At 68.9% G+C, this 18,336-nt stretch carries 15 protein-coding genes; 8 read left to right on the forward strand and 7 right to left on the reverse strand.

All coding sequences use genetic code 11. The features are described from left to right. The first annotated feature begins 30 nt into the window (after nucleotides 1–30). From NOCYR_RS18390 to speD, 3 genes are all read left to right on the forward strand, one after another. Nucleotides 31–2,529 (forward strand): DEAD/DEAH box helicase, encoded by a 2,499-nt coding sequence (locus tag NOCYR_RS18390; protein WP_014351904.1) that lies wholly within the window; start codon nucleotides 31–33, stop codon nucleotides 2,527–2,529. A 99-nt stretch (nucleotides 2,530–2,628) separates the two neighbouring features. Continuing rightward, on the forward strand, nucleotides 2,629–3,741 hold the full coding sequence (locus NOCYR_RS18395) for a type III PLP-dependent enzyme (RefSeq protein WP_014351905.1): 1,113 nt from the start codon (nucleotides 2,629–2,631) through the stop codon (nucleotides 3,739–3,741). A gap of 8 nt (nucleotides 3,742–3,749) precedes the next feature. Then, complete coding sequence (gene speD / locus NOCYR_RS18400) at nucleotides 3,750–4,958, forward strand: adenosylmethionine decarboxylase (RefSeq protein WP_048834272.1); 1,209 nt, start codon at nucleotides 3,750–3,752, stop codon at nucleotides 4,956–4,958. A 61-nt stretch (nucleotides 4,959–5,019) separates the two neighbouring features. On the opposite strand, the gene NOCYR_RS18405 is transcribed toward speD, so the two are convergent. After that, entirely contained in the window at nucleotides 5,020–5,928 is a 909-nt protein-coding gene (locus NOCYR_RS18405) for a hydrogen peroxide-inducible genes activator (RefSeq protein WP_014351907.1), read from the reverse strand. 132 nt (nucleotides 5,929–6,060) lie between these two features. Between NOCYR_RS18405 and NOCYR_RS18410 the strand changes: the two genes are divergently transcribed. The 3 genes from NOCYR_RS18410 (at nucleotide 6,061) to NOCYR_RS18420 (ending at nucleotide 8,022) form a co-directional block, all read left to right on the forward strand. Next, nucleotides 6,061–6,648, forward strand: coding sequence for a peroxiredoxin (locus NOCYR_RS18410; protein WP_014351908.1), 588 nt, complete (start codon nucleotides 6,061–6,063; stop codon nucleotides 6,646–6,648). Nucleotides 6,649–6,665: 17 nt separating this feature from the next. Continuing rightward, nucleotides 6,666–7,205: a carboxymuconolactone decarboxylase family protein gene (locus NOCYR_RS18415; RefSeq protein ID WP_014351909.1), complete on the forward strand. Its 540-nt coding sequence runs from the start codon at nucleotides 6,666–6,668 to the stop codon at nucleotides 7,203–7,205. A gap of 142 nt (nucleotides 7,206–7,347) precedes the next feature. Continuing rightward, nucleotides 7,348–8,022 carry a PhzF family phenazine biosynthesis protein gene (locus tag NOCYR_RS18420; protein WP_014351910.1) on the forward strand — a complete coding sequence of 225 codons (675 nt, stop codon included), beginning with the start codon at nucleotides 7,348–7,350 and terminating at the stop codon, nucleotides 8,020–8,022. 23 nt (nucleotides 8,023–8,045) lie between these two features. Here the strand turns inward: NOCYR_RS18420 and NOCYR_RS18425 are convergent, their stop codons facing one another. The 3 genes from NOCYR_RS18425 to NOCYR_RS18435 all read right to left on the reverse strand — a co-directional run bounded on the left by NOCYR_RS18425 (nucleotide 8,046) and on the right by NOCYR_RS18435 (nucleotide 10,767). Then, nucleotides 8,046–8,666, reverse strand: coding sequence for a DUF5134 domain-containing protein (locus NOCYR_RS18425; RefSeq protein WP_014351911.1), 621 nt, complete (start codon nucleotides 8,664–8,666; stop codon nucleotides 8,046–8,048). A gap of 224 nt (nucleotides 8,667–8,890) precedes the next feature. Continuing rightward, nucleotides 8,891–10,114 (reverse strand): aspartate aminotransferase family protein, encoded by a 1,224-nt coding sequence (locus NOCYR_RS18430; RefSeq protein ID WP_014351912.1) that lies wholly within the window; start codon nucleotides 10,112–10,114, stop codon nucleotides 8,891–8,893. After that, a complete protein-coding gene (locus tag NOCYR_RS18435) occupies nucleotides 10,114–10,767 on the reverse strand; it encodes a Pr6Pr family membrane protein (RefSeq protein ID WP_048833507.1) in 654 nt (217 codons plus the stop codon). Before NOCYR_RS18435 ends, NOCYR_RS18430 begins: the two co-directional genes overlap by 1 nt. Nucleotides 10,768–10,965: 198 nt before the next feature. Here NOCYR_RS18435 and hrpA point away from each other — a divergent pair, with 198 nt between their 5' ends. Further along, on the forward strand, nucleotides 10,966–15,156 hold the full coding sequence (gene hrpA, locus NOCYR_RS18440) for an ATP-dependent RNA helicase HrpA (protein ID WP_014351914.1): 4,191 nt from the start codon (nucleotides 10,966–10,968) through the stop codon (nucleotides 15,154–15,156). A 177-nt stretch (nucleotides 15,157–15,333) separates the two neighbouring features. Further along, on the forward strand, nucleotides 15,334–15,588 hold the full coding sequence (locus NOCYR_RS18445; RefSeq protein WP_148280684.1) for a hypothetical protein: 255 nt from the start codon (nucleotides 15,334–15,336) through the stop codon (nucleotides 15,586–15,588). 30 nt (nucleotides 15,589–15,618) lie between these two features. Here the strand turns inward: NOCYR_RS18445 and nrdR are convergent, their stop codons facing one another. From nrdR to NOCYR_RS18460, 3 genes are all read right to left on the reverse strand, one after another. Beyond that, nucleotides 15,619–16,089 (reverse strand): transcriptional regulator NrdR, encoded by a 471-nt coding sequence (nrdR, locus tag NOCYR_RS18450; protein WP_048834273.1) that lies wholly within the window; start codon nucleotides 16,087–16,089, stop codon nucleotides 15,619–15,621. Nucleotides 16,090–16,296: 207 nt separating this feature from the next. Beyond that, nucleotides 16,297–17,553, reverse strand: coding sequence for a hypothetical protein (locus tag NOCYR_RS18455; protein ID WP_014351917.1), 1,257 nt, complete (start codon nucleotides 17,551–17,553; stop codon nucleotides 16,297–16,299). A gap of 197 nt (nucleotides 17,554–17,750) precedes the next feature. Beyond that, the gene (locus tag NOCYR_RS18460) at nucleotides 17,751–18,266 is read right to left on the reverse strand and encodes a hypothetical protein (protein ID WP_014351918.1); all 516 of its coding nucleotides are present in this window, start codon (nucleotides 18,264–18,266) and stop codon (nucleotides 17,751–17,753) included. Between the last annotated feature and the right edge of the window lie 70 nt (nucleotides 18,267–18,336).

The following is an 18,336-nucleotide window of genomic DNA, read 5'->3' on the forward strand; positions in this document are numbered from 1 at the left end:
CGGCCCGCGGCGGCCCGTAGGGTTGTCGGAGTGGATCTGACCGAACTGCTCGAGATACCGGGAACCGACGCCGACGCGCTGTACGAGTCGTTCGGGACGTGGGCGGCCGAGCAGGGCACGCCGCTGTATCCCGCGCAGGACGAGGCGCTGCTGGAGCTGGCCTCGGAGTCCAACGTCATCCTCGCCACCCCAACCGGTTCCGGAAAATCGCTGGTCGCGGTGGGTGCGCACTTGTACGCCCTGACGCGGGGACAGCGCACCTACTACACCGCGCCGATCAAGGCGCTGGTGAGCGAGAAGTTCTTCGCGTTGTGCGAGGTATTCGGCGCCGAGCGGGTCGGCATGGTCACCGGCGACGCCGCGGTCAATCCCGAGGCGCCCATCATCTGCGCCACCGCCGAGATCCTGGCGAATCTGGCGCTGCGCGAGGGCGCGGACGCCGATATCGGCCAGGTGGTGATGGACGAGTTCCATTTCTACGCCGACCCCGATCGTGGCTGGGCCTGGCAGGTCCCGCTGCTGGAACTGCCGAAGGCGCAATTCCTGCTCATGTCGGCGACGCTCGGCGAGGTCGATTTCTTCGCCACCGACCTGCGCAGGCGCACCGGCCGCTCCACCGCCGTCGTCGCCGGAACCGAGCGCCCGGTGCCATTGACGTTCTCCTACGCGCGCACCCCGATCACCGAGACGCTCGAGGAACTGGTCACCACCCATCAGGCGCCGGTCTATGTCGTGCACTTCACCCAGGCCGCCGCCCTCGAGCGCGCACAAGCCTTGACCAGTGTGAATTTCGCCAGCCGCGCCGAGAAGGACGCCATTGCCGAGGCGCTGGGCAGCTTCCGGTTCTCCGCCGGTTTCGGCAAGACGCTGTCGCGGCTGATCCGCCACGGCATCGGCGTGCATCACGCCGGCATGCTGCCGAAATACCGCAGGCTGGTGGAGAAGCTGGCCCAGGACGGGCTGCTGAAGGTGGTCTGCGGCACCGACACCCTCGGCGTCGGCATCAACGTCCCGATCCGCACGGTGCTGCTGACCGGGCTGACCAAATACGACGGTGTGCGCACCCGCAGGCTCAAGGCCCGCGAATTCCACCAGATCGCCGGGCGGGCCGGGCGCGCCGGATACGACACCATGGGCACGGTGGTGGTCCAGGCACCCGACCACGAGGTGGAGAACACGCGCATGCTGGCCAAGGCCGGCGACGATCCGAAGAAGCTGCGCAAGGTGCAGCGGCGTAAACCACCGGAAGGTTTCGTGTCCTGGAGCGAGGAGACCTTCGACCGGTTGGTGGCCGCGCCGCCGGAACCGATGGTGTCGCGGTTCGCGGTGACCAATTCGATGCTGCTCAACGTGATCGCCCGGCCCGGCAACTGTTTCGACGCCATGCGCCATCTGCTCGAAGACAATCACGAACCGCGTCCGGCCCAGCGCAAGCACATCCTGCGGGCCATCCGGTTGTATCGGGCGCTGCGCGATGCCGGTGTGGTGCAACAGCTTTCCGAACCCGATGCGCAGGGTCGCCGGGCCCGGCTGACGGTGGATCTGCAACGCGATTTCGCCCTCGATCAGCCGCTGTCGCCGTTCGCGCTGGCCGCGTTCGAATTGCTCGATGAGAAATCTCCCACCTACACCCTCGATGTGATCTCGCTCATCGAGTCGACGCTCGAGGATCCGCGTCAGCTGCTGATGGCCCAGCAGCACAAGGCCAGGGGCGAGGCCGTCGCGGAGATGAAGGCCGACGGCATCGACTACGACGAGCGCATGGAACTGCTCGAAGAGGTCAGCTGGCCCAAACCGCTGGCCGAGCTGATCGAGCCCGCCTTCGAGACCTACCGGGCCGGCCACCCGTGGGTGTCGGAATTCGCGCCGTCACCGAAATCGGTGGTGCGCGAGATGGTCGAGCGGTCGATGACCTTCGCCGAGCTGATCTCCCATTACGAGCTGGCCCGCTCCGAAGGCGTGGTGCTGCGCTATCTGGCCGACGCCTATCGCGCATTGCGGCGCACCGTGCCCGAATCCGCGCGCACCGAGGAACTCGACGACATCACCGAATGGCTCGGCGAGCTGGTCCGGCAGGTGGATTCGAGCCTGCTCGACGAATGGGAGCAGCTCACCAGCCCCGGCGCCGAGACCGACGCTGAGCAGCTGGCCTTCGGCGCGGAGACGGTCCGGCCGATCTCGGCCAACGAGCGCGCCTTCCGAGTCCTGGTGCGCAACGCCATGTTCCGCCGGGTGGAGTTGGCGGCGCTGCGGAACTGGCAGGCCCTCGAGGACCTCGGCACCGGGCCGGACTGGGAAGCCGAACTCGCGCCCTATTTCGCCGAGTACGACGCCATCGGCACCGGACCGGACGCGCGCGGACCGCAGATGTTGCGGATCGAGACCCGCCCGGGCTTCTGGCAGGTCCGCCAAACCCTCGACGACCCGGTCGGCGACCACGGCTGGGCGATCGTCGGTGTGGTCGATCTGGCCGAGTCCGATGCCGCCGGTGAGGTGGTATTCGACGAGGTCACGGTGACCGCGGGATGAACGGCCACCGACCATCGGAACTCCGGGTTTGACGGATTCGTTTCTGGGTACCGGCCGCTGATACTGTTCTGCTCCGCTGCTCGACCGAAAGATCCACCGATGCCCGAATCCCCGTACCTGCTCGTCGACCCCGAGCGCGTGCGCGCGAACTACCGCGCCCTCGATTCCGCCCTGCTCCGGGCCGGTCGACGGGCCCGGATCCGTTTCGCCGTCAAAGCCTGCCCGGTGCCGCAGGTCGTGCGGATTCTCGACGCAGAAGGCGCGCAGTTCGATGTCGCCAGCATCGGCGAGATCCAGATGTGCCTGGACCTCGGCGTCGACCCGAGACGCCTCTACTACGGCAATCCGATCAAGAAGGCCGCCGACATCGCCCGCGCGTATGCGCTCGGAGTGCGTGGTTACGCCTTCGACACCGAGGACGACCTGCTGCGCATCGCCGAGCACGCTCCCGGCTGCGAGGTCGAATGCCGGTTCCTGGCCGCCGCACCGCCATCACAGACACCGTTCGGCACCAAGTTCGGCTGCGCGCCGGTCGAGGCGCTGCGGCTGCTGGTGCGCGCCCGCGATCTCGGCTTGACGGTAGCGGGACCGTACTTTCATGTGGGCTCCCAGCAGCTCGATCCGGGGGCCTGGCGGATCGGCCTCGGGCAGGCGGCGCAGATCGTGAACGCGCTGTCCGACAAAGAGATCGCGGTGTCGTCGGTGAACATCGGCGGTGGCCTGCCGGTCTCCTATGCCGACCCGGCGCCCGACCTGGACGAGATCGCCGCCGTCACCGTCGATGCGGCGCGCAGCCTGTTGCCCGAGACCGCCGAGTTGGTGGTGGAACCGGGCCGTGCGCTGGTGGCCACGGCCGGTGTGGTGCACGCCGAGGTGGTCGGGGTACGGATCGCCCCCGACGGGCGGCGCTGGGTGTATCTGGACATCGGCCGCTACAACGGCATGGCCGAAACCGAAAACGAGTACATCGCTTACCGTTTCGTCACCGATCGCGATGGCGACCCGGTGGACGAGGCCGTGGTCGCGGGCCCGACCTGCGACGGCGACGATGTACTGTATCAACGCACGCGGGTCCTTCTGCCGACCACGTTGCGAGCCGGTGATCGCGTTCGAATTCTCGATACCGGCGCCTATACCGCGAGTTATTCGTCGGTGTCCTTCAATGGTTTTCCGCCCTTGACCGTGCATGTCCTGGGCGCTGAGGGAGAGTGAGTGTGTCCATGACGGCGGAGTTCACCGGTTGGCATGTGCTGGCCGAGTTCGGTGGGGTCGATCCGGAGCTGTGCAACGACCTGGAACGGCTCGACGCGGCGTTGCGCCGGTCGCTGACCGGCGCCGGGGTCACCATCTGCGATGTGGTGCGCAAACAGTTCACCCCGCAGGGCGTGACCGTGCTGGCGCTGCTGTCGGAATCGCACGCCTCGATTCACACCTACCCCGAATCCGGTGACATCTTCGTCGACGTGTTCACCTGCGGCAGTATCGGCGACGGTGCCGAGAAGGCCGTGGAGCTGCTGCGGGAGGCGTTGTCGCCCAAGGAAGTCCGGATGTCGACGGTGCGCCGCGGCCGGGCCGGACAGCGGGTCGAAGAACCCATGGGTCCGGGCCTGACCCGCATCTGGGATCTGTCGGATGTGCTGGTGGACACCAGGACCGAGTTCCAGCATCTGCTCATCGCCCGCACCGAACAGGGCATCAGCCTGTTCTCCGACAACGACCGCCAGTCCACCGAGTACTCCCAGCTCACCTACCACGAGGCGATGATGGTGCCGGCCTTCGTGCTGGCCGAGAAGCTCGACAATGTGCTCATCATCGGCTCGGGTGAGGGCGTGGCCAGCCAGATGTCGGTAGCCGCGGGCGCCACCCGGGTCGACCACGTCGACATCGACCGGGAGGCCGTGCAGTTGTGCGCGGAACATCTGCCCTACGGCTACACCGCCGGTGAATTGGCCGCCGCGGTCGAGGGTTCGGGGCCGGTGCGGGTGCACTTCGCCGATGGCTGGGACTTCCTGGCGAACGCGGCGGCCGAGGGCGTGCGCTACGACGTCATCGTGATCGACCTGCCCGACGAGCGCGTCGAGGACGCCCAGCACAACCGGCTCTACGAGGCGGAGTTCCTCCAGCGATGTCGCGCCCTGCTGGCCCCCGGCGGGGTGCTCAGCGCCCAGGCCGGCTGCGCGACGATGTGGCGCAACGACACCCTCAAACGCTCCTGGCAGCGCTTCCATGACAACTTCGGCACCGTCGTGCACTACGGCAGCGACGAGCACGAATGGTCGTTCCTGTTCGGCCTGGTCGACCAGATCGACGACCCCGTCCCCGGCATGACCGACCGGCTCACCACCCTGCCCTACCGGCCGGCCACCATCGACGCGCGCGCCCTGGTGCGCGGCGCGATCGAGCCCTACGCACTCCGCCAGACGGACTGACGCAACCGGCACCGGCCCTCCTGGAAGCGGCTTTTCTCGCCTCCGGGAGGGCCGTTCGTCGTCACGCCGGGCGCTGCGTGCGAATGATCTCGGCGATATAGGCGTAATCGTCGGCGCGCGCGGTCGAGGCTCGGTAGACCATGCCGAGGGTGCGGCCGGGAGCCGGGTCGGCGAAGCGCGCGGTGGCCAAGGTGCCGCGCGCGGTCTCGGCGGCCACCGCCATCTCCGGGATCAGCGTGATACCGAGTCCACCCGCGACGCACTGCACCACCGTCGCCAGCGACGCCGCGCGAGTATCGCCGACGGCGGCCGGGTGGGCGTCGGCCGAACGGCACAACTCCAGGGTCTGATCACGCAGGCAATGGCCCTCGTCGAGCAACAGCATCGGCAGCGCGTCCAGGCTGGCGGGCTCGATATCGGTGCGCCCGGCCAGCTCGTGCTCGCGGGGCACGACCAGCACGAACTCCTCGGTGTACAACGGGATCTCCACCAGGCCCGACGCCTCGGTGGGCAGCGCCAGCACCGCGACATCGAGGATCCCGGTGCGCAGACCGTCGAGCAGCCGGGCCGTCTGATCCTCGACCACCTGCGGCACCAGCGCGGGCAGTTTGCGCCGCAACGCCGGCAGCAGCGACGGCAGGATGTAGGGGGCAGCCGTCGGGATGATGCCCATGCGCAGCGTGCCACCGAGTCCATCACCGGTGGCCGAGGCCAGGAATCGGTCGGCCGCCTCCAGCGTCGCCATCGCCTGTGGCAGCAACCGCATTCCGGCCGCGGTCACCAGCACCCGCCGCGTGCTGCGCTCGATCAGCTGCAAGCCGAGGCCGTGTTCGAGCGCGGCCAGCGCCTGCGATAACGTGGGCTGGCTCACATTGAGCCGGGCCGCAGCCGTGCCGAAGTGCCGGTACTCCGCGATCGCGACGAACGCACGCAGCTGCGACAGGGTTGGCTGATAAGTCTGATCAGTCACGCCTATCAGTGTAGTGCGACTTATCACCTTTACCTTTCACCGGTTGTTGGGCAAGATCACAGATGAGCTTTTTCGCACCCGCCGGCTGGTCGATCGACCACGCCGGCTACCGACATGACAGAGGAGATGAGCATGGCCCTGCTGACCATCGGCGACCAGTTCCCGGCGTACAACCTCACCGCGGTGATCGGCGGTGACCTGTCGAAGGTCGACGCTCAGCAGCCAGACGACTACTTCACCCAGATCACCAGCGACGACCACGCCGGCAAGTGGCGGATCGTGTTCTTCTGGCCGAAGGACTTCACCTTCGTCTGCCCCACCGAGATCGCCGCGTTCGGCAAGCTCAACGACGAATTCGCCGACCGTGACGCCCAGGTGCTCGGTGTGTCGGTGGACAACGAGTTCGTGCACTTCCAGTGGCGCGCCCAGCACGAGGACCTGAAGACCCTGCCGTTCCCGATGCTGTCGGACATCAAGCGTGAACTGGCCACCGCCACCGGCGTTCTCAATGCCGACGGCGTCGCCGACCGCGCCACCTTCATCATCGACCCGAACAACGAGATCCAGTTCGTCTCGGTCACCGCCGGTTCCGTCGGCCGCAACGTCGACGAGGTGCTGCGCGTGCTCGACGCGCTGCAGTCCGACGAGCTGTGCGCCTGCAACTGGAAGAAGGGCGATCCCACCATCAACGCCGGCGAGCTGCTGGCCGCGAGCGTCTGAGATCGAGGTAGTCAGCCATGAGCATCGATAACCTGAAGAACTCGCTACCGGAGTACGCGAAGGACCTCAAGCTCAACCTGTCCTCCATCGCGCGCACCACCGTACTGAACGAGCAGCAGCTGTGGGGCACCCTGCTGGCCACCGCCGCCGCGACCCGCTCGGCCACCACCCTGCGCGAGATCGCCGAGGAGGCCGCCGACACCCTGTCCGCGGAGGCCTACAACGCCGCTCTCGGCGCCGCCTCCATCATGGGCATGAACAATGTGTTCTACCGCGGCAAGGCGTTCCTCGGCGGCAAGTACGACGATCTGCGGGCCGGTCTGCGCATGCAGATCATCGGCACCCCCGGCGTCGACAAGGCCGACTTCGAGCTGTGGTCGTTCGCGGTGTCGTCGATCAACGGCTGCCAGCACTGCCTGGAGGCGCACGAGCACACCCTGCGCGAAGAGGGTGTCTCGCGTGAGGTGATCTTCGAGGCGCTGCGCGCGGCCGCGATCGTGGCCGGTGTCGGCCAGGCCGTGCAGACCACCGAGGCGCTGGCCACGGCAGCGGTCTGACCAGCGTTTTCTGCCACGTCGATGGCCCCGGCCCCGTGCGGGTCGGGGCCATCGTCATCCCGTCGTGTTTGCCAGACATTTGCTGTGATGTGCGACATTCATCCCCTTACTGCGGCTCGCGCGCCGAGTACGCTCGGCTGACATGGGCACACAGGCGGAAGTGTTGCGGGTATTCACCGATACGGCGGGGCGATTCGGCAACCAGTTGGGTGTCGTGCGGGCTACCGAGGTCGCGGAGCCGCAGCGGCAGGCCGTCGCGGCCCGGCTGGGCTACAGCGAGACGGTGTTCGTGGAGGATCCGGTCGACGAGATCGCCCGGGTCCGCATCTACACCCCCGCGGTGGAATTGCCCTTCGCCGGGCATCCCTCGGTCGGCACCGGCTGGTGGCTGGCCGAACGCGGCCTGCCCGTGCACACCCTCGACGTGCCGGCCGGACCGGTGCCGGTGGAGCTGGCCGACGGCATGGTTTGGATCCGGGCCCGGGGTACCTGGGCCCCGGCGTTCACCTTCCATCAGCTCGAGCAGCCCGAGGAACTCGCCCTGCTCGATCCCGCCGACTACACCGACGGCTCGCACTATCTGTGGGCGTGGACCGACGAACACCGCGGTGCGGTCCGCTCCCGGATGTTCGCGCCCGCCATGGGAATCGCCGAGGACGAGGCCACCGGTGCCGCGGCGGTCGCGCTGACGGCACTGCTGCGGCGTGGCCTGAAGATCACCCAGGGCCAGGGGTCGCAGATCTTCACCGAATGGGATTCCGACGGCTGGGTGCGCCTGGGCGGGCGGGTCGTCGCCGATTCGTTCGTGGATCTCTAGGCCGGACGACTCGCCCGGCCGGTTCAGTTCGCCACGGCCGCGATCAGCATGTAGGCGGTGCCGAGGTCCATCACCAGATGCGGTAGCAGTGCGACCGGGCGCGCACCGGCGTGATCGAGCCAGCGCGGCGTCCGCCCGGTGACCACGCAGCCGAGCAGCACGGCCGCGTCCACCAGGAAGAGCACCGCCAACGCGATCACCGGCCCCGGTGCGGGCCCGCCGTCATGCCCGCTCCCCGCGTGACCGGACATGGCGTAGAGCATCACCGCGGCGGCGGCCACGTGGTAGCCGAGCGCACCCACGCGGGCCACGGGCAGTGCCCGGCCCTCGGCCTGCCATTCCACCACCCGGACCAGCAGCAGCATCGCGAACGCGACCGTCATCGCGATCAGGAGCCCGCGCATCGCGGGGCCGTGTGCATGCACCGGGAAGACCAGCATCGCGAGCATGACCATGCACATGATCAGGTGGGCCGCATCCGATTCCCGATGATGAGCCGGGTTCGGCACGGCTGCCGGCGCCACCGCACCCGTGGGGACGGGCAACGGTACCGTCACCCGCGCGACCACGACGGCCGCCGCGATCACGAATGCGCCCACCACCATCCACCGCAGCGCCGCATATTCGAGCACGAATTCCGCCACCCCGCACCGCCTTTCGCCGCAGCGACCGTGGATACCGCGCTCTCCATGATCGCATCAGCGCAGGCGTTGCGGCGTCCTTTCGTCGCCGATCGTGCGCGGACGCCGTGGCGAATCGGATCGACCTGCCCGGTACGAATCGAGTCGACACCACGACGTCGTGCTACCCGAACCAGGCCGCGCGACGTCGCGGACCACAGCATTCGGAGGACGCCGGGACGCGCTCGTCAGCCCAGGGCGCGGCTGAACGCCCCGGCGAGCTCGGCCAGCTGGTCGTCGGTGATGACGAACGGCGGGGAGATCTGGAGCGCACCGGCGCCCGCGGCCCGCGAGGAAACACCCTGGGCGCGCAGGGCTTTCACCATGGCGGGCGCTTCGGCGGGATCGGTGAGCTGCACGGCGGCCACGGCACCGAGCCCGCTGCGGACCTCGGCGACGCGCGGATGCCCGGCCAGCGGTGCGAGGTGCTGGTGCAGGGCCGATTCCAGGTGCGCGGAGGCGGTGAGCAGGGCTTCGCGTTCGATGATGTCGAGGTTGGCCATGGCCGCGGCAGCCGCAGCGGCGTGCCCGCCGTAGGTGTACCCGTGGCGCCACCACACGCCGCCGGCGAAGAACGGTTCGGCCACCCGGGGCGCGATGAACACCGCGCCCATCGGCAGATAACCGGAGGTCAGGCCCTTGGCGGTGGTCATCAGGTCCGGCTCGAGACCGAAACGGGTGGAAGCGAACCAGGATCCGCCGATCCGGCCGAAACCGGTGACCACCTCGTCGGCGACGAACAGGATGTCGTGATCACGGCAGATGCGGCGTACCTCGTTCAGATAGCCCTCGGGCGGCAGGTACACCCCGCCCGCGCCGATGATGGGCTCGCAGAAGAACGCGGCGATGCGTTCGGCGCCGAGCTCCTCGATCAGCGCCAGCAGCGACTTCGCGTCGTCCCATTCGACGGTGCGGGCATCGGCCATCAGCTCGCCGTAGCCTTCCCGGTTCGGTGCCAGACCCGATAGCGCGGTCCCGGCCACGTGCATGCCGTGATAGGCCAGGCGGCGCCCCACGATAATCGACTTGCCGGGTTTGCCGAGCTCGTGCCAGTAGCGGCGGGCCAGTTTCGCGGCGGTGTCGATGGCATCGGAGCCGCCGGAGGTGAAGAAGATCTTGCTGCCGGGCACCGGCGCCATCGCCGCCAGCCGTTCGGCCAGTTCGCGGGTGACCGGTGCGGCGAGATCACCGAAATTGGAGTAGTGGGCCAGCCGGGTCAGCTGCCGGGCCACCGCGTCGGCGATCTCCTGGCGCCCGTGTCCGACGTTGGCGAACCAGAGGCCGGCGGTGGCGTCGAGGTAGCGGTTGCCCGACTCGTCCCAGATGTAGGCAGCCTCACCCCGCGCGACGACGAAGGCGCCGTCGCGTTCGATGGCGCCCATATCGGCGAATCCGTGCCACAGTGATCCCATCAGGCGCTCCTCGGTTCGACGGCCCTGCCCCGTCCATCCTGCCAGCGTCGCGCGAGCCCGCCGAGCGCCACGACCGCCACCGCGAGCAGCGCGAACACGCCGGCGAGCACCACCAGGCCGATGAACAGCGAGACATATCCCTGCTCGCGCGGGTCGAGGAACGGATACGGATACCAGTCGACGATCGGGCCGCGGATCAGCGAGTACGCCCCGTACACCGCGGGATAGATCAGCAGCGCGCCGAGCAGGCGCCCGGTGAGGCCGAGGCTCGCAGGCACCAGCACCCAGTCGAGCATCATCACCAGCGGCAGCACCCGGTGCAGCACATCGTTGATCCAGCGGTCGGTGAGCATGACGTCGATGTTGGCCAGCAGCACCGCGTACACCACGCCCGTGATCAGCAGATACAGCGTGCTCGCCCCGCGAATGGCCTGCCAGCGCCGATCGGCCGGGTCGAGCAGGGCGCCGACCAGCAACACCAGCACGCCCAGCACGTTCGATTGGATGGTGAAGTAGCTGAAGTAGTTGGCGACCGAGAACCCGGACTCGCCGAGATTGCGCAACGGGATCCAGACCAGTGCGACCACGCCGAGCACACCGAAGGCAAGCCGCAGCACCCGAACCCATACCGGAGCACCCGAGCTGGTGATCATGGGCCTGATGGTCGCATAACAACGGGCCTTCGACCCCGCGAATCGCGGACGCGCACACCACCGGCAACCCGATGTGTATTCGATCACCTCGCCCGCCTACCGCGACTCGATGAGCTGGCCGTCCCCTGCGCCCGCGACGGTGCCGGGCGGAAAACCCGAGGACCGCCGCAGACCGCGTCCATTAGGCTGGATGCCGCAATGACCAGGACCGCAACCACCCCGCGTGAGCTTCGCACCCGCCTGGCCACTCTCACCCTCCGCGACGAGCATCGGCTGCGCAGGCAGCTCGACCGCGCGCGCGGCGGTGATCTCGGGCGGATCGAGTCCGAGATCGCGGTGGCCGAACAGCGGATCGCGAACCGGCGGTCTGCCGTACCCGAGATCCGCTACCCGCAACACCTTCCGGTCACCGCGCGCCGCGACGATATCGCCGCCGCCATCGCCGCCAACCAGGTCGTCATCGTGGCGGGTGAGACGGGCTCGGGTAAGACCACCCAGATCCCCAAGATCTGCTTGGAACTCGGGCGCGGCATCCGCGGCATGATCGGCCACACCCAGCCGCGCAGGCTCGCCGCCCGCGCCGTCGCCGAACGCATCGCCGAAGAGCTGGGCACCGAACTCGGCGATGCCGTGGGCTACACGGTCCGCTTCACCGATCAGGCCGCCGAGCACACCGTGGTCAAGCTGATGACCGACGGCATCCTGCTCGCCGAGATCCAGCGTGACCGGCTGTTGCGCGCCTACGACACGATCATCATCGACGAGGCGCACGAACGCAGCCTCAATATCGATTTCCTGCTCGGCTATCTCAAACAGCTGCTGCCGCGCCGGCCCGATCTGAAGGTGATCATCACCTCCGCGACCATCGATCCAGAACTGTTCGCCCGCCATTTCGCCGACGCCACCGGCACGCCGGCACCGATCGTCGAGGTGTCGGGCCGGTCGTATCCGGTGGAGATCCGCTATCGGCCGCTGGCGCTGCCGGTGCCCGCCGCTGACGAGGACGACGAGGATCGCGTCCTGGACCGCGACCCGGTGGACGCCATCGGCGACGCGGTGACCGAACTGTTCGCCGAGGGCGACGGCGATGTGCTGGTGTTCCTGTCCGGTGAACGCGAAATCCGCGACGCCGCCGACGCACTGCGCGAGCTGAAACTCCCCCGCACCGAGATCCTGCCGCTGTACGCACGATTGTCGGCGGCCGAACAGCATCGGGTGTTCGCCCCGCACACCGGCCGCCGGGTCGTGCTGGCCACCAATGTCGCCGAGACCTCGCTGACGGTGCCGGGCATCCGCTATGTCGTCGATCCGGGCACCGCGCGGATCTCACGCTATTCGATGCGCACCAAGGTGCAGCGGCTGCCGATCGAACCGATCTCGCAGGCCTCGGCCCGGCAGCGTTCCGGGCGGTGCGGTCGAGTGGCCGACGGCATCTGTATCCGGCTGTACTCCGAGGACGATTTCGAATCCCGTCCGCTGTTCACCGATCCGGAGATTCTGCGCACCAATCTGGCGGCGGTCATTCTGCAAATGACGGCGCTCGGCCTCGGCGATATCGAGAAGTTCCCGTTCGTGGAGCCGCCGGACTCGCGCGCGATCCGCGACGGCATCGCCCTGCTCGAAGAGCTGGGTGCCCTCGTGCCCCGGTCCGCGCGCGCGTCAGCGGGCAGCGGCGCCACGACCGATAGCGCTGAGCAGCCGTCCGGCTCGGGAGCGGACAACGCGACTGGTCCCGCCGCATCCGGGAAGCCGAGCGAACAGTCGCCCGCGGCCGGCTCGCGCAGCCGTGGCCGCGGAGCGCGACGTCGCACGGACGACGACGGCGGCCTGTCGCTGACGCCGATCGGCCGCGAGATGGCGCGCCTGCCGGTGGATCCGCGGATGGCGCGGATGCTGGTGCAGGCTCATCGCGACGGCTGTCTGGCCGAGGTGCTGATCATCGTGGCGGCATTGTCGATCCAGGATGTGCGCGAACGGCCGGCCGATCAGCAGCAGGCCGCCGACACCAAACACGCGCGGTTCGTCGTCGAGAACTCCGATTTCCTGGCGTACCTGCGCCTATGGGATTACCTGTCGGTGCAACGTAAATCATTGTCGTCCAATCAATTCCGGCGGATGTGCCGCGAGGAGTTCCTGCATTATCTGCGTATTCGGGAATGGCAGGACCTGCACGGGCAGTTGCGTACCATCACCAAGGGCTTGGGCTGGTCGGCGCACAGCGAGGGCGACAGCCGTGCGGCCGAACCGCAGCGCGGGGCGGCGGCGAAGACGGGCGGGCGCGGCAAGTCATCCAGCAAGCCCGCCAAGGTTGCCGTAGTCGAGGACGACTCGCTGCCGTGGGATGTGACCGCGATCCATCAGTCGCTGCTGGCGGGCATGCTGTCGCACATCGGCGTCCGGGAGGCGGAATCGCGCGAGTTCCTCGGTGCGCGCGGTGCGAAGTTCATGATCTTCCCGGGTTCGTCGCTGGCGAAGAAACCGCCGCGCTGGGTGATGGCCGCCGAACTGGTGGAGACCTCGCGGCTGTGGGGCCGCATGGCCGCGCGGGTGGAGCCGGAATGGGCCGAACGCCTGGCCGGGGATCTGGTCAAACGCACCTATTCCGAACCGCATTGGTCGTCCAAACGCGGCGTCGCCCGCGCCTATGAACGGGTCACCCTCTACGGCGTTCCGCTGGTGACGCGACGGCCGGTCGACTACAGCCGCATCGATCCGGTCATCTCGCGCGAGTTGTTCCTGCGCCATGCCCTGGTGCAGGGCGAATGGCAGACCCACCACGAGTTCTTCCACCGCAACCGCGAACTGCTCGACGATGTCGCCGATCTCGAACACCGGGCCCGCCGCCGCGACATCCTGGTCGACGACGAGGTGCTGTTCGACTTCTACGACCGGCGCATACCCGCCGACATCGTGTCCGTGCGCCACTTCGACAAGTGGTGGCGCACCACCAAACGCACCGATCCCACGCTGCTGGATTTCACCGCCGACACCGTCGTCAACGAGGGCGCGGCGCCGCTGGATCCGACCGATTTCCCGGACGCCTGGCGCCAGGGCGAGCTGAGTTTTCCGCTCACCTACCAATTCGAACCCGGCAACGACGATGACGGCGTCACCGCCCGGATCCCGGTCGCGCAGCTGGCGCATGTGCGCGCCATGGGCTTCGACTGGCTGGTGCCCGGCATGCGCGAAGAACTGGCGACCGCGCTGATCAAGACGCTGCCGAAGAATCTGCGCCGTGCCGTGGTGCCCGCGCCCGATTTCGCCGCGGCGGCGCTGGCCGCACTCACCCCGCGCGCCGAACCGCTGCGCACCGGTCTGGCGCGGGAGCTGTCGCGGCTGGGATCGGTGCCGATCGCACCGAACGATCTGGATCCGTCGGCCTTGCCCGATCATCTGCGGATGACCTTCGCCGCCGTCGACGACAACGGCCGGGTACTGGCCCGCGACAAGAACCTGGCCCGGCTGAAAACCCGGCTGTCGGAACAGGTGTCGGAATCGGTCGCCCGCGCCACCGCCGGCGCCGAACGCGCCCCCGCGATCGTCTGGACCGCCGAATCGCTCGGCACGGTGCCCGCGGCGGTGAAACGAGAGGTCGCCGGGCAGACCATCACCGGCTATCCGGCGCTGGTCCCCGAGGACGAGGGCGTCGCGGTGCGGGTGCTGAGCTCGCCGGCCGAACAAGCCACCGCCATGCGGGCCGGCACCCGCGAGCTGGTGCTGCGCGCCATCCCGACCTCGCTGCGGACGGTCACCGCGGGCCTGTCCCCCGCCGACCGGCTGGTGGTGAGCCAGAATCCCTACGGTTCGCTGGACGCGCTGGTCGCCGATTGCCGGGCGGCCGCGGCCGACGAACTCATCGCCGCCGCCGGTGGACCGGTGCACAGTCCCGAACAGTTCGAGGCGCTGGTGGCGAAGATCCGGCCGGAACTGGCCGGGGCAGCCGCGCGCATGGTGCGGCTGGCGGTCCCGGTGCTCGCCGAAGCGCACCGGGTCTCGACGGCGCTGGCGAGCACCGGCGAAGCCGATATCGCCGACGACGTCCGCGCTCAGCTCGCCGATCTGGTCTTCGACGGATTCATCTCCGAATGGGGCAGCGCGCGGCTGCGGGAACTGCCGCGGTATCTGCGGGCGGCCGTGGTGCGGCTGGAGGCGCTGCCCGGTTCGGGTGTGCGCGACCGTCAGGGCATGGCCGAGGTCGACGCCGTGCTGGCGGCCTATGAGCGGCTGCTGGCCGGGCTGCCCGAACCGCGCAGGCACGCGCCGGAGGTGGCCGAGATCTGGTGGATGATCGAGGAGCTGCGCGTCAGCTTGTTCGCGCAGAAGCTCGGCACGCCGTATCCGGTGTCGGTCAAGCGGATCCAGAAGGCGATCGCCGCCATCCGCCGGTAGCCCGGCCGAGCCGGCCGTTGGCGTTACTTCACCGGCACTGGCGTCGTGCCCCATGAATCGGTGGCGGCGGATTATGGGGCGCGCCGATCCAGCTGCGACCGGCTTACCGTCGTCGGTGTACCGCGGCCGGTGGGCTACTCACCGCCGCCGCGCCGAACCCACCCGATCAACCGGGTGATGCGTCATGAGGAAGTGGTGGCCATGCGAAAAGTTCTCGGCGGCATCGGAATCGGGACCGCGCTCCTGCTCTCGACAGCGCTGGGCGCCGGACCCGCGGCAGCGGAAGCGCCCGCACCGGTGGCGGCACCGTCGAACCTCACCATGTGGCTGCGCCCGCTCGCGGGCCTGGTCGGCTCCGGTTCGGTGACGATCTGCCCGGGTCAGGCCATGGGCAGCTTCGGCTGCTCCTGCCCGCCGGGCATCTGCCTCTGATCCGCAGCGTTCGATCGAGCGAACCGAGGCTCAGTCGCCGGAGCCGACGGCGGCCGCCCTCGCCTGCCGCATGCCCTGGATCTCGCGTTCGAAATCCTCGGCGGAGGTGAAGGAGCGGTAGACCGAGGCGAACCGCAGGTAGGCCACCTCGTCCAGATCGCGCAGCGGGCCGAGGATGGCCAGCCCGACCTCATGGCTCGGGACCTCCGGTGAGCCCTTGGCCCGCACGGTGTCCTCGACCTGCTGGGCGAGCAGGTTCAGGGCGTCGTCATCGACCTCGCGGCCCTGGCAGGCGCGGCGCACCCCGCGGATGACCTTCTCCCGGCTGAATGGTTCGGTGACACCGCTGCGTTTGACCACGGACAGGATCGCGGTTTCGACCGTGGTGAAGCGCCGCCCGCATTCCGGGCAGGAACGTCTGCGGCGGATCGCCGCGCCTTCATCGGCCTCGCGCGAGTCCACCACCCGGGAGTCAGGGTGCCGGCAGTACGGGCAGTGCATCCGAGATCCTTCGTCGATGCGTACGCTCGCGTCCGGATCGCCGCCGATCGGGGCCGGCCATCCGGCGAGCGCATGAGCCGGGACGGTGCCCGGCGGCGGGTACACCCGCGGTGAACTCTGGTATACCCGCACAGCACTTCGAGAATACCCGCGTAGGGTCCGCGTCGGTGCTGCTCACCCCCAGGAACGCCGCGGACGCTGCCGACGTCAGCCGGTCAGCTGCCACTGGGTGGTCATATCGGCGAGGACGTCGGGCAGACGCTGGAGCAGGCGCCCGCGCGCGAGTTTGTCCCAGAACGGCTCGGCAAGGACAGCGGTCGCCAGGGCGGCGTCGGATTTCATATCGATATGTCGTGGCACCAGGTCACCGGTGATGTAGGCCCAGCGAGCGTCCCGGTCGGCCCAGTTCCAATTCGGCAGCGGTGTGCGCAGCGAGATCGTCCGATCCCCGGCGGCCACGGTGACGGTGGCGGGGCCGTAGACACCCGGCGCGCGCACTCCCGGAACGCCGGCCTTACCGGCCACGGTGCTGACGTAGGTGAGCACCCGGCCCATCGACCCGCGTCCGGTGGCGGTGGCGTCCCACTGATCGGCGACCACATAGTTCTGCTCGCGGTCGGTCATCCGGATCAGGGCGTCGATGTATCCGGCGCGGGTACCCGAGGCCACCGCATGCCAGGCGGCGCGCAGGCCGTCGTCGAGTATTCCGGCCCGGTGCATCTCCTCGATGCCCGGCAAGCCTTCCGCAAGGTAGGCCTCGTGCATCGGGACCAGGTCGAGGAAGATGTGTTTCTGCATCGTCATCAGCCGGATCTGGTACCAGGCCAGATCGTCGGCGGTCAGCCGTGGGCCTTCGGTGGCGAGCAGGTGGATATCGGCGGGCAGGCCACGGACCAGTTCGGCGGGAGTACTGCGCAGCAGATCGGCGACGGCGCTGCCGAGTTGATGGATGGCCGGTAGATCGACCAGCCGGCCGACATCGCTCATATCGAAGTAGCCGGACGCGAAGGAGCCGCCCGCGATACCGGCCAGCGCCGCCCACCAGAATTCCGGATGCTGCGAGGCCAGGCGCAGATAGTTGACGTAGACCTGATTGAAGATATGTTCGCCTGCGGCCGGGCCGCGGCCGGGATCCCATGCTGCGAGCTCGATTCCGGCATTGTCCACCGCGACGACGAGCCAGTACTGGTGCAGCAGGGTCGCGTAGCGGCTGGGCGCGATCGCGTCGGCCCGGGCCTGATCCAGCGCGCTGCGCAGGGCCGTGGCGTCCAGTGGCAGAGCCGGATTCAGTCCACCGGCGCCGGAGCCGTCATCGTTGACGGCGGGCAGATCCAGGTAGGCGGCGTAGGCCGGCGCGGCGTGCGCGGCCGGGACCGCTGCGAACCCGAGCACCGTACAGATGAGGACGACGGCGGTCCTGGCCAGAAACCGGAGGCGGACTCCGGCGGTGTGCTGATGCGTCATGCGGTCCCGGTTCAGTTGTCGGTGGCGTTGCCTGGATCAGGTGTTCAGCACAGTAGCAACGTGTTTCAGTTGTCGATCAACATATTCGGCCACCCGCAGTGGCCGTTCTTCGCTGTCACTCGGTCCACACCACCGGACAGGTGGCCGAACCGCACCGGCCGCAACTCGATGGTGCACCGCTGTCGAGGCGATGTCGTTCAGCGCGGCGCATCGGCCGAACCAAACGACGGCGGCGCCTGCTCGACCACGGCGGGACCCTGTGGATATTGCTGCGGGACAACAGCCTCCGCCCGCAGGTGCGCGATACCGATCAGAGCCGTGACCACCAGTGCGCTCAGCAGCGCGGAGATCGCCAGGACGGCGAAACCGACCCGCGCCTGCTCGACCCGCTGCACGGAGTCCGCCGGATAGCCCGCGGGCGCCAGCCGAGTGGGACGAGAGTCGTAGCGCACCACCGCGGCTCGCGGGCCGGCGCCGCGTGGGCGCCGATCGGACGGGCGATGGACCGCCTGCCGGGTGCGCTGGATACCGCGAGACGGGCGCACCCGCACAGCGGTGCCCGATCCCCGGCTGCCGCTCCCGGCTCCGGTCGCGCCGGAAGGCCCGGCCGCCGCGTCTGCGCTGCCGCCCGCGCCCGCAACGACGTCGAGCGGCGCCGCGACCGCTGCGCGCCCGGCCCTCATCGTGTCGATATCGCTGATCGCTGTGCTCATCGGACAAACCTCCGTGGTGATACCCCGTCGTTGCTGTCATCGGCCGCACCCTCGCGGCGCCTGGTCGCCC

The sequence above is a fragment of the Nocardia cyriacigeorgica GUH-2 genome (genome assembly GCF_000284035.1).
In the GTDB taxonomy this organism is placed as follows: domain Bacteria; phylum Actinomycetota; class Actinomycetes; order Mycobacteriales; family Mycobacteriaceae; genus Nocardia; species Nocardia cyriacigeorgica_B.

Coding starts and splice junctions, on each gene's coding strand:
- NOCYR_RS18395 (WP_014351905.1), top strand. CDS start 2,629: ATGCCCGAATCCCCGTACCTGCTCGTCGACCCCGAGCGCGTGCGCGCG.
- speD (WP_048834272.1), top strand. CDS start 3,750: ATGACGGCGGAGTTCACCGGTTGGCATGTGCTGGCCGAGTTCGGTGGG.
- NOCYR_RS18410 (WP_014351908.1), top strand. CDS start 6,061: ATGGCCCTGCTGACCATCGGCGACCAGTTCCCGGCGTACAACCTCACC.
- NOCYR_RS18415 (WP_014351909.1), top strand. CDS start 6,666: ATGAGCATCGATAACCTGAAGAACTCGCTACCGGAGTACGCGAAGGAC.
- NOCYR_RS18420 (WP_014351910.1), top strand. CDS start 7,348: ATGGGCACACAGGCGGAAGTGTTGCGGGTATTCACCGATACGGCGGGG.
- NOCYR_RS18430 (WP_014351912.1), bottom strand. CDS start 10,114: ATGGGATCACTGTGGCACGGATTCGCCGATATGGGCGCCATCGAACGC.
- NOCYR_RS18435 (WP_048833507.1), bottom strand. CDS start 10,767: ATGATCACCAGCTCGGGTGCTCCGGTATGGGTTCGGGTGCTGCGGCTT.
- hrpA (WP_014351914.1), top strand. CDS start 10,966: ATGACCAGGACCGCAACCACCCCGCGTGAGCTTCGCACCCGCCTGGCC.
- NOCYR_RS18445 (WP_148280684.1), top strand. CDS start 15,334: ATGCGTCATGAGGAAGTGGTGGCCATGCGAAAAGTTCTCGGCGGCATC.
- nrdR (WP_048834273.1), bottom strand. CDS start 16,089: ATGCACTGCCCGTACTGCCGGCACCCTGACTCCCGGGTGGTGGACTCG.
- NOCYR_RS18455 (WP_014351917.1), bottom strand. CDS start 17,553: ATGACGCATCAGCACACCGCCGGAGTCCGCCTCCGGTTTCTGGCCAGG.
- NOCYR_RS18460 (WP_014351918.1), bottom strand. CDS start 18,266: ATGAGCACAGCGATCAGCGATATCGACACGATGAGGGCCGGGCGCGCA.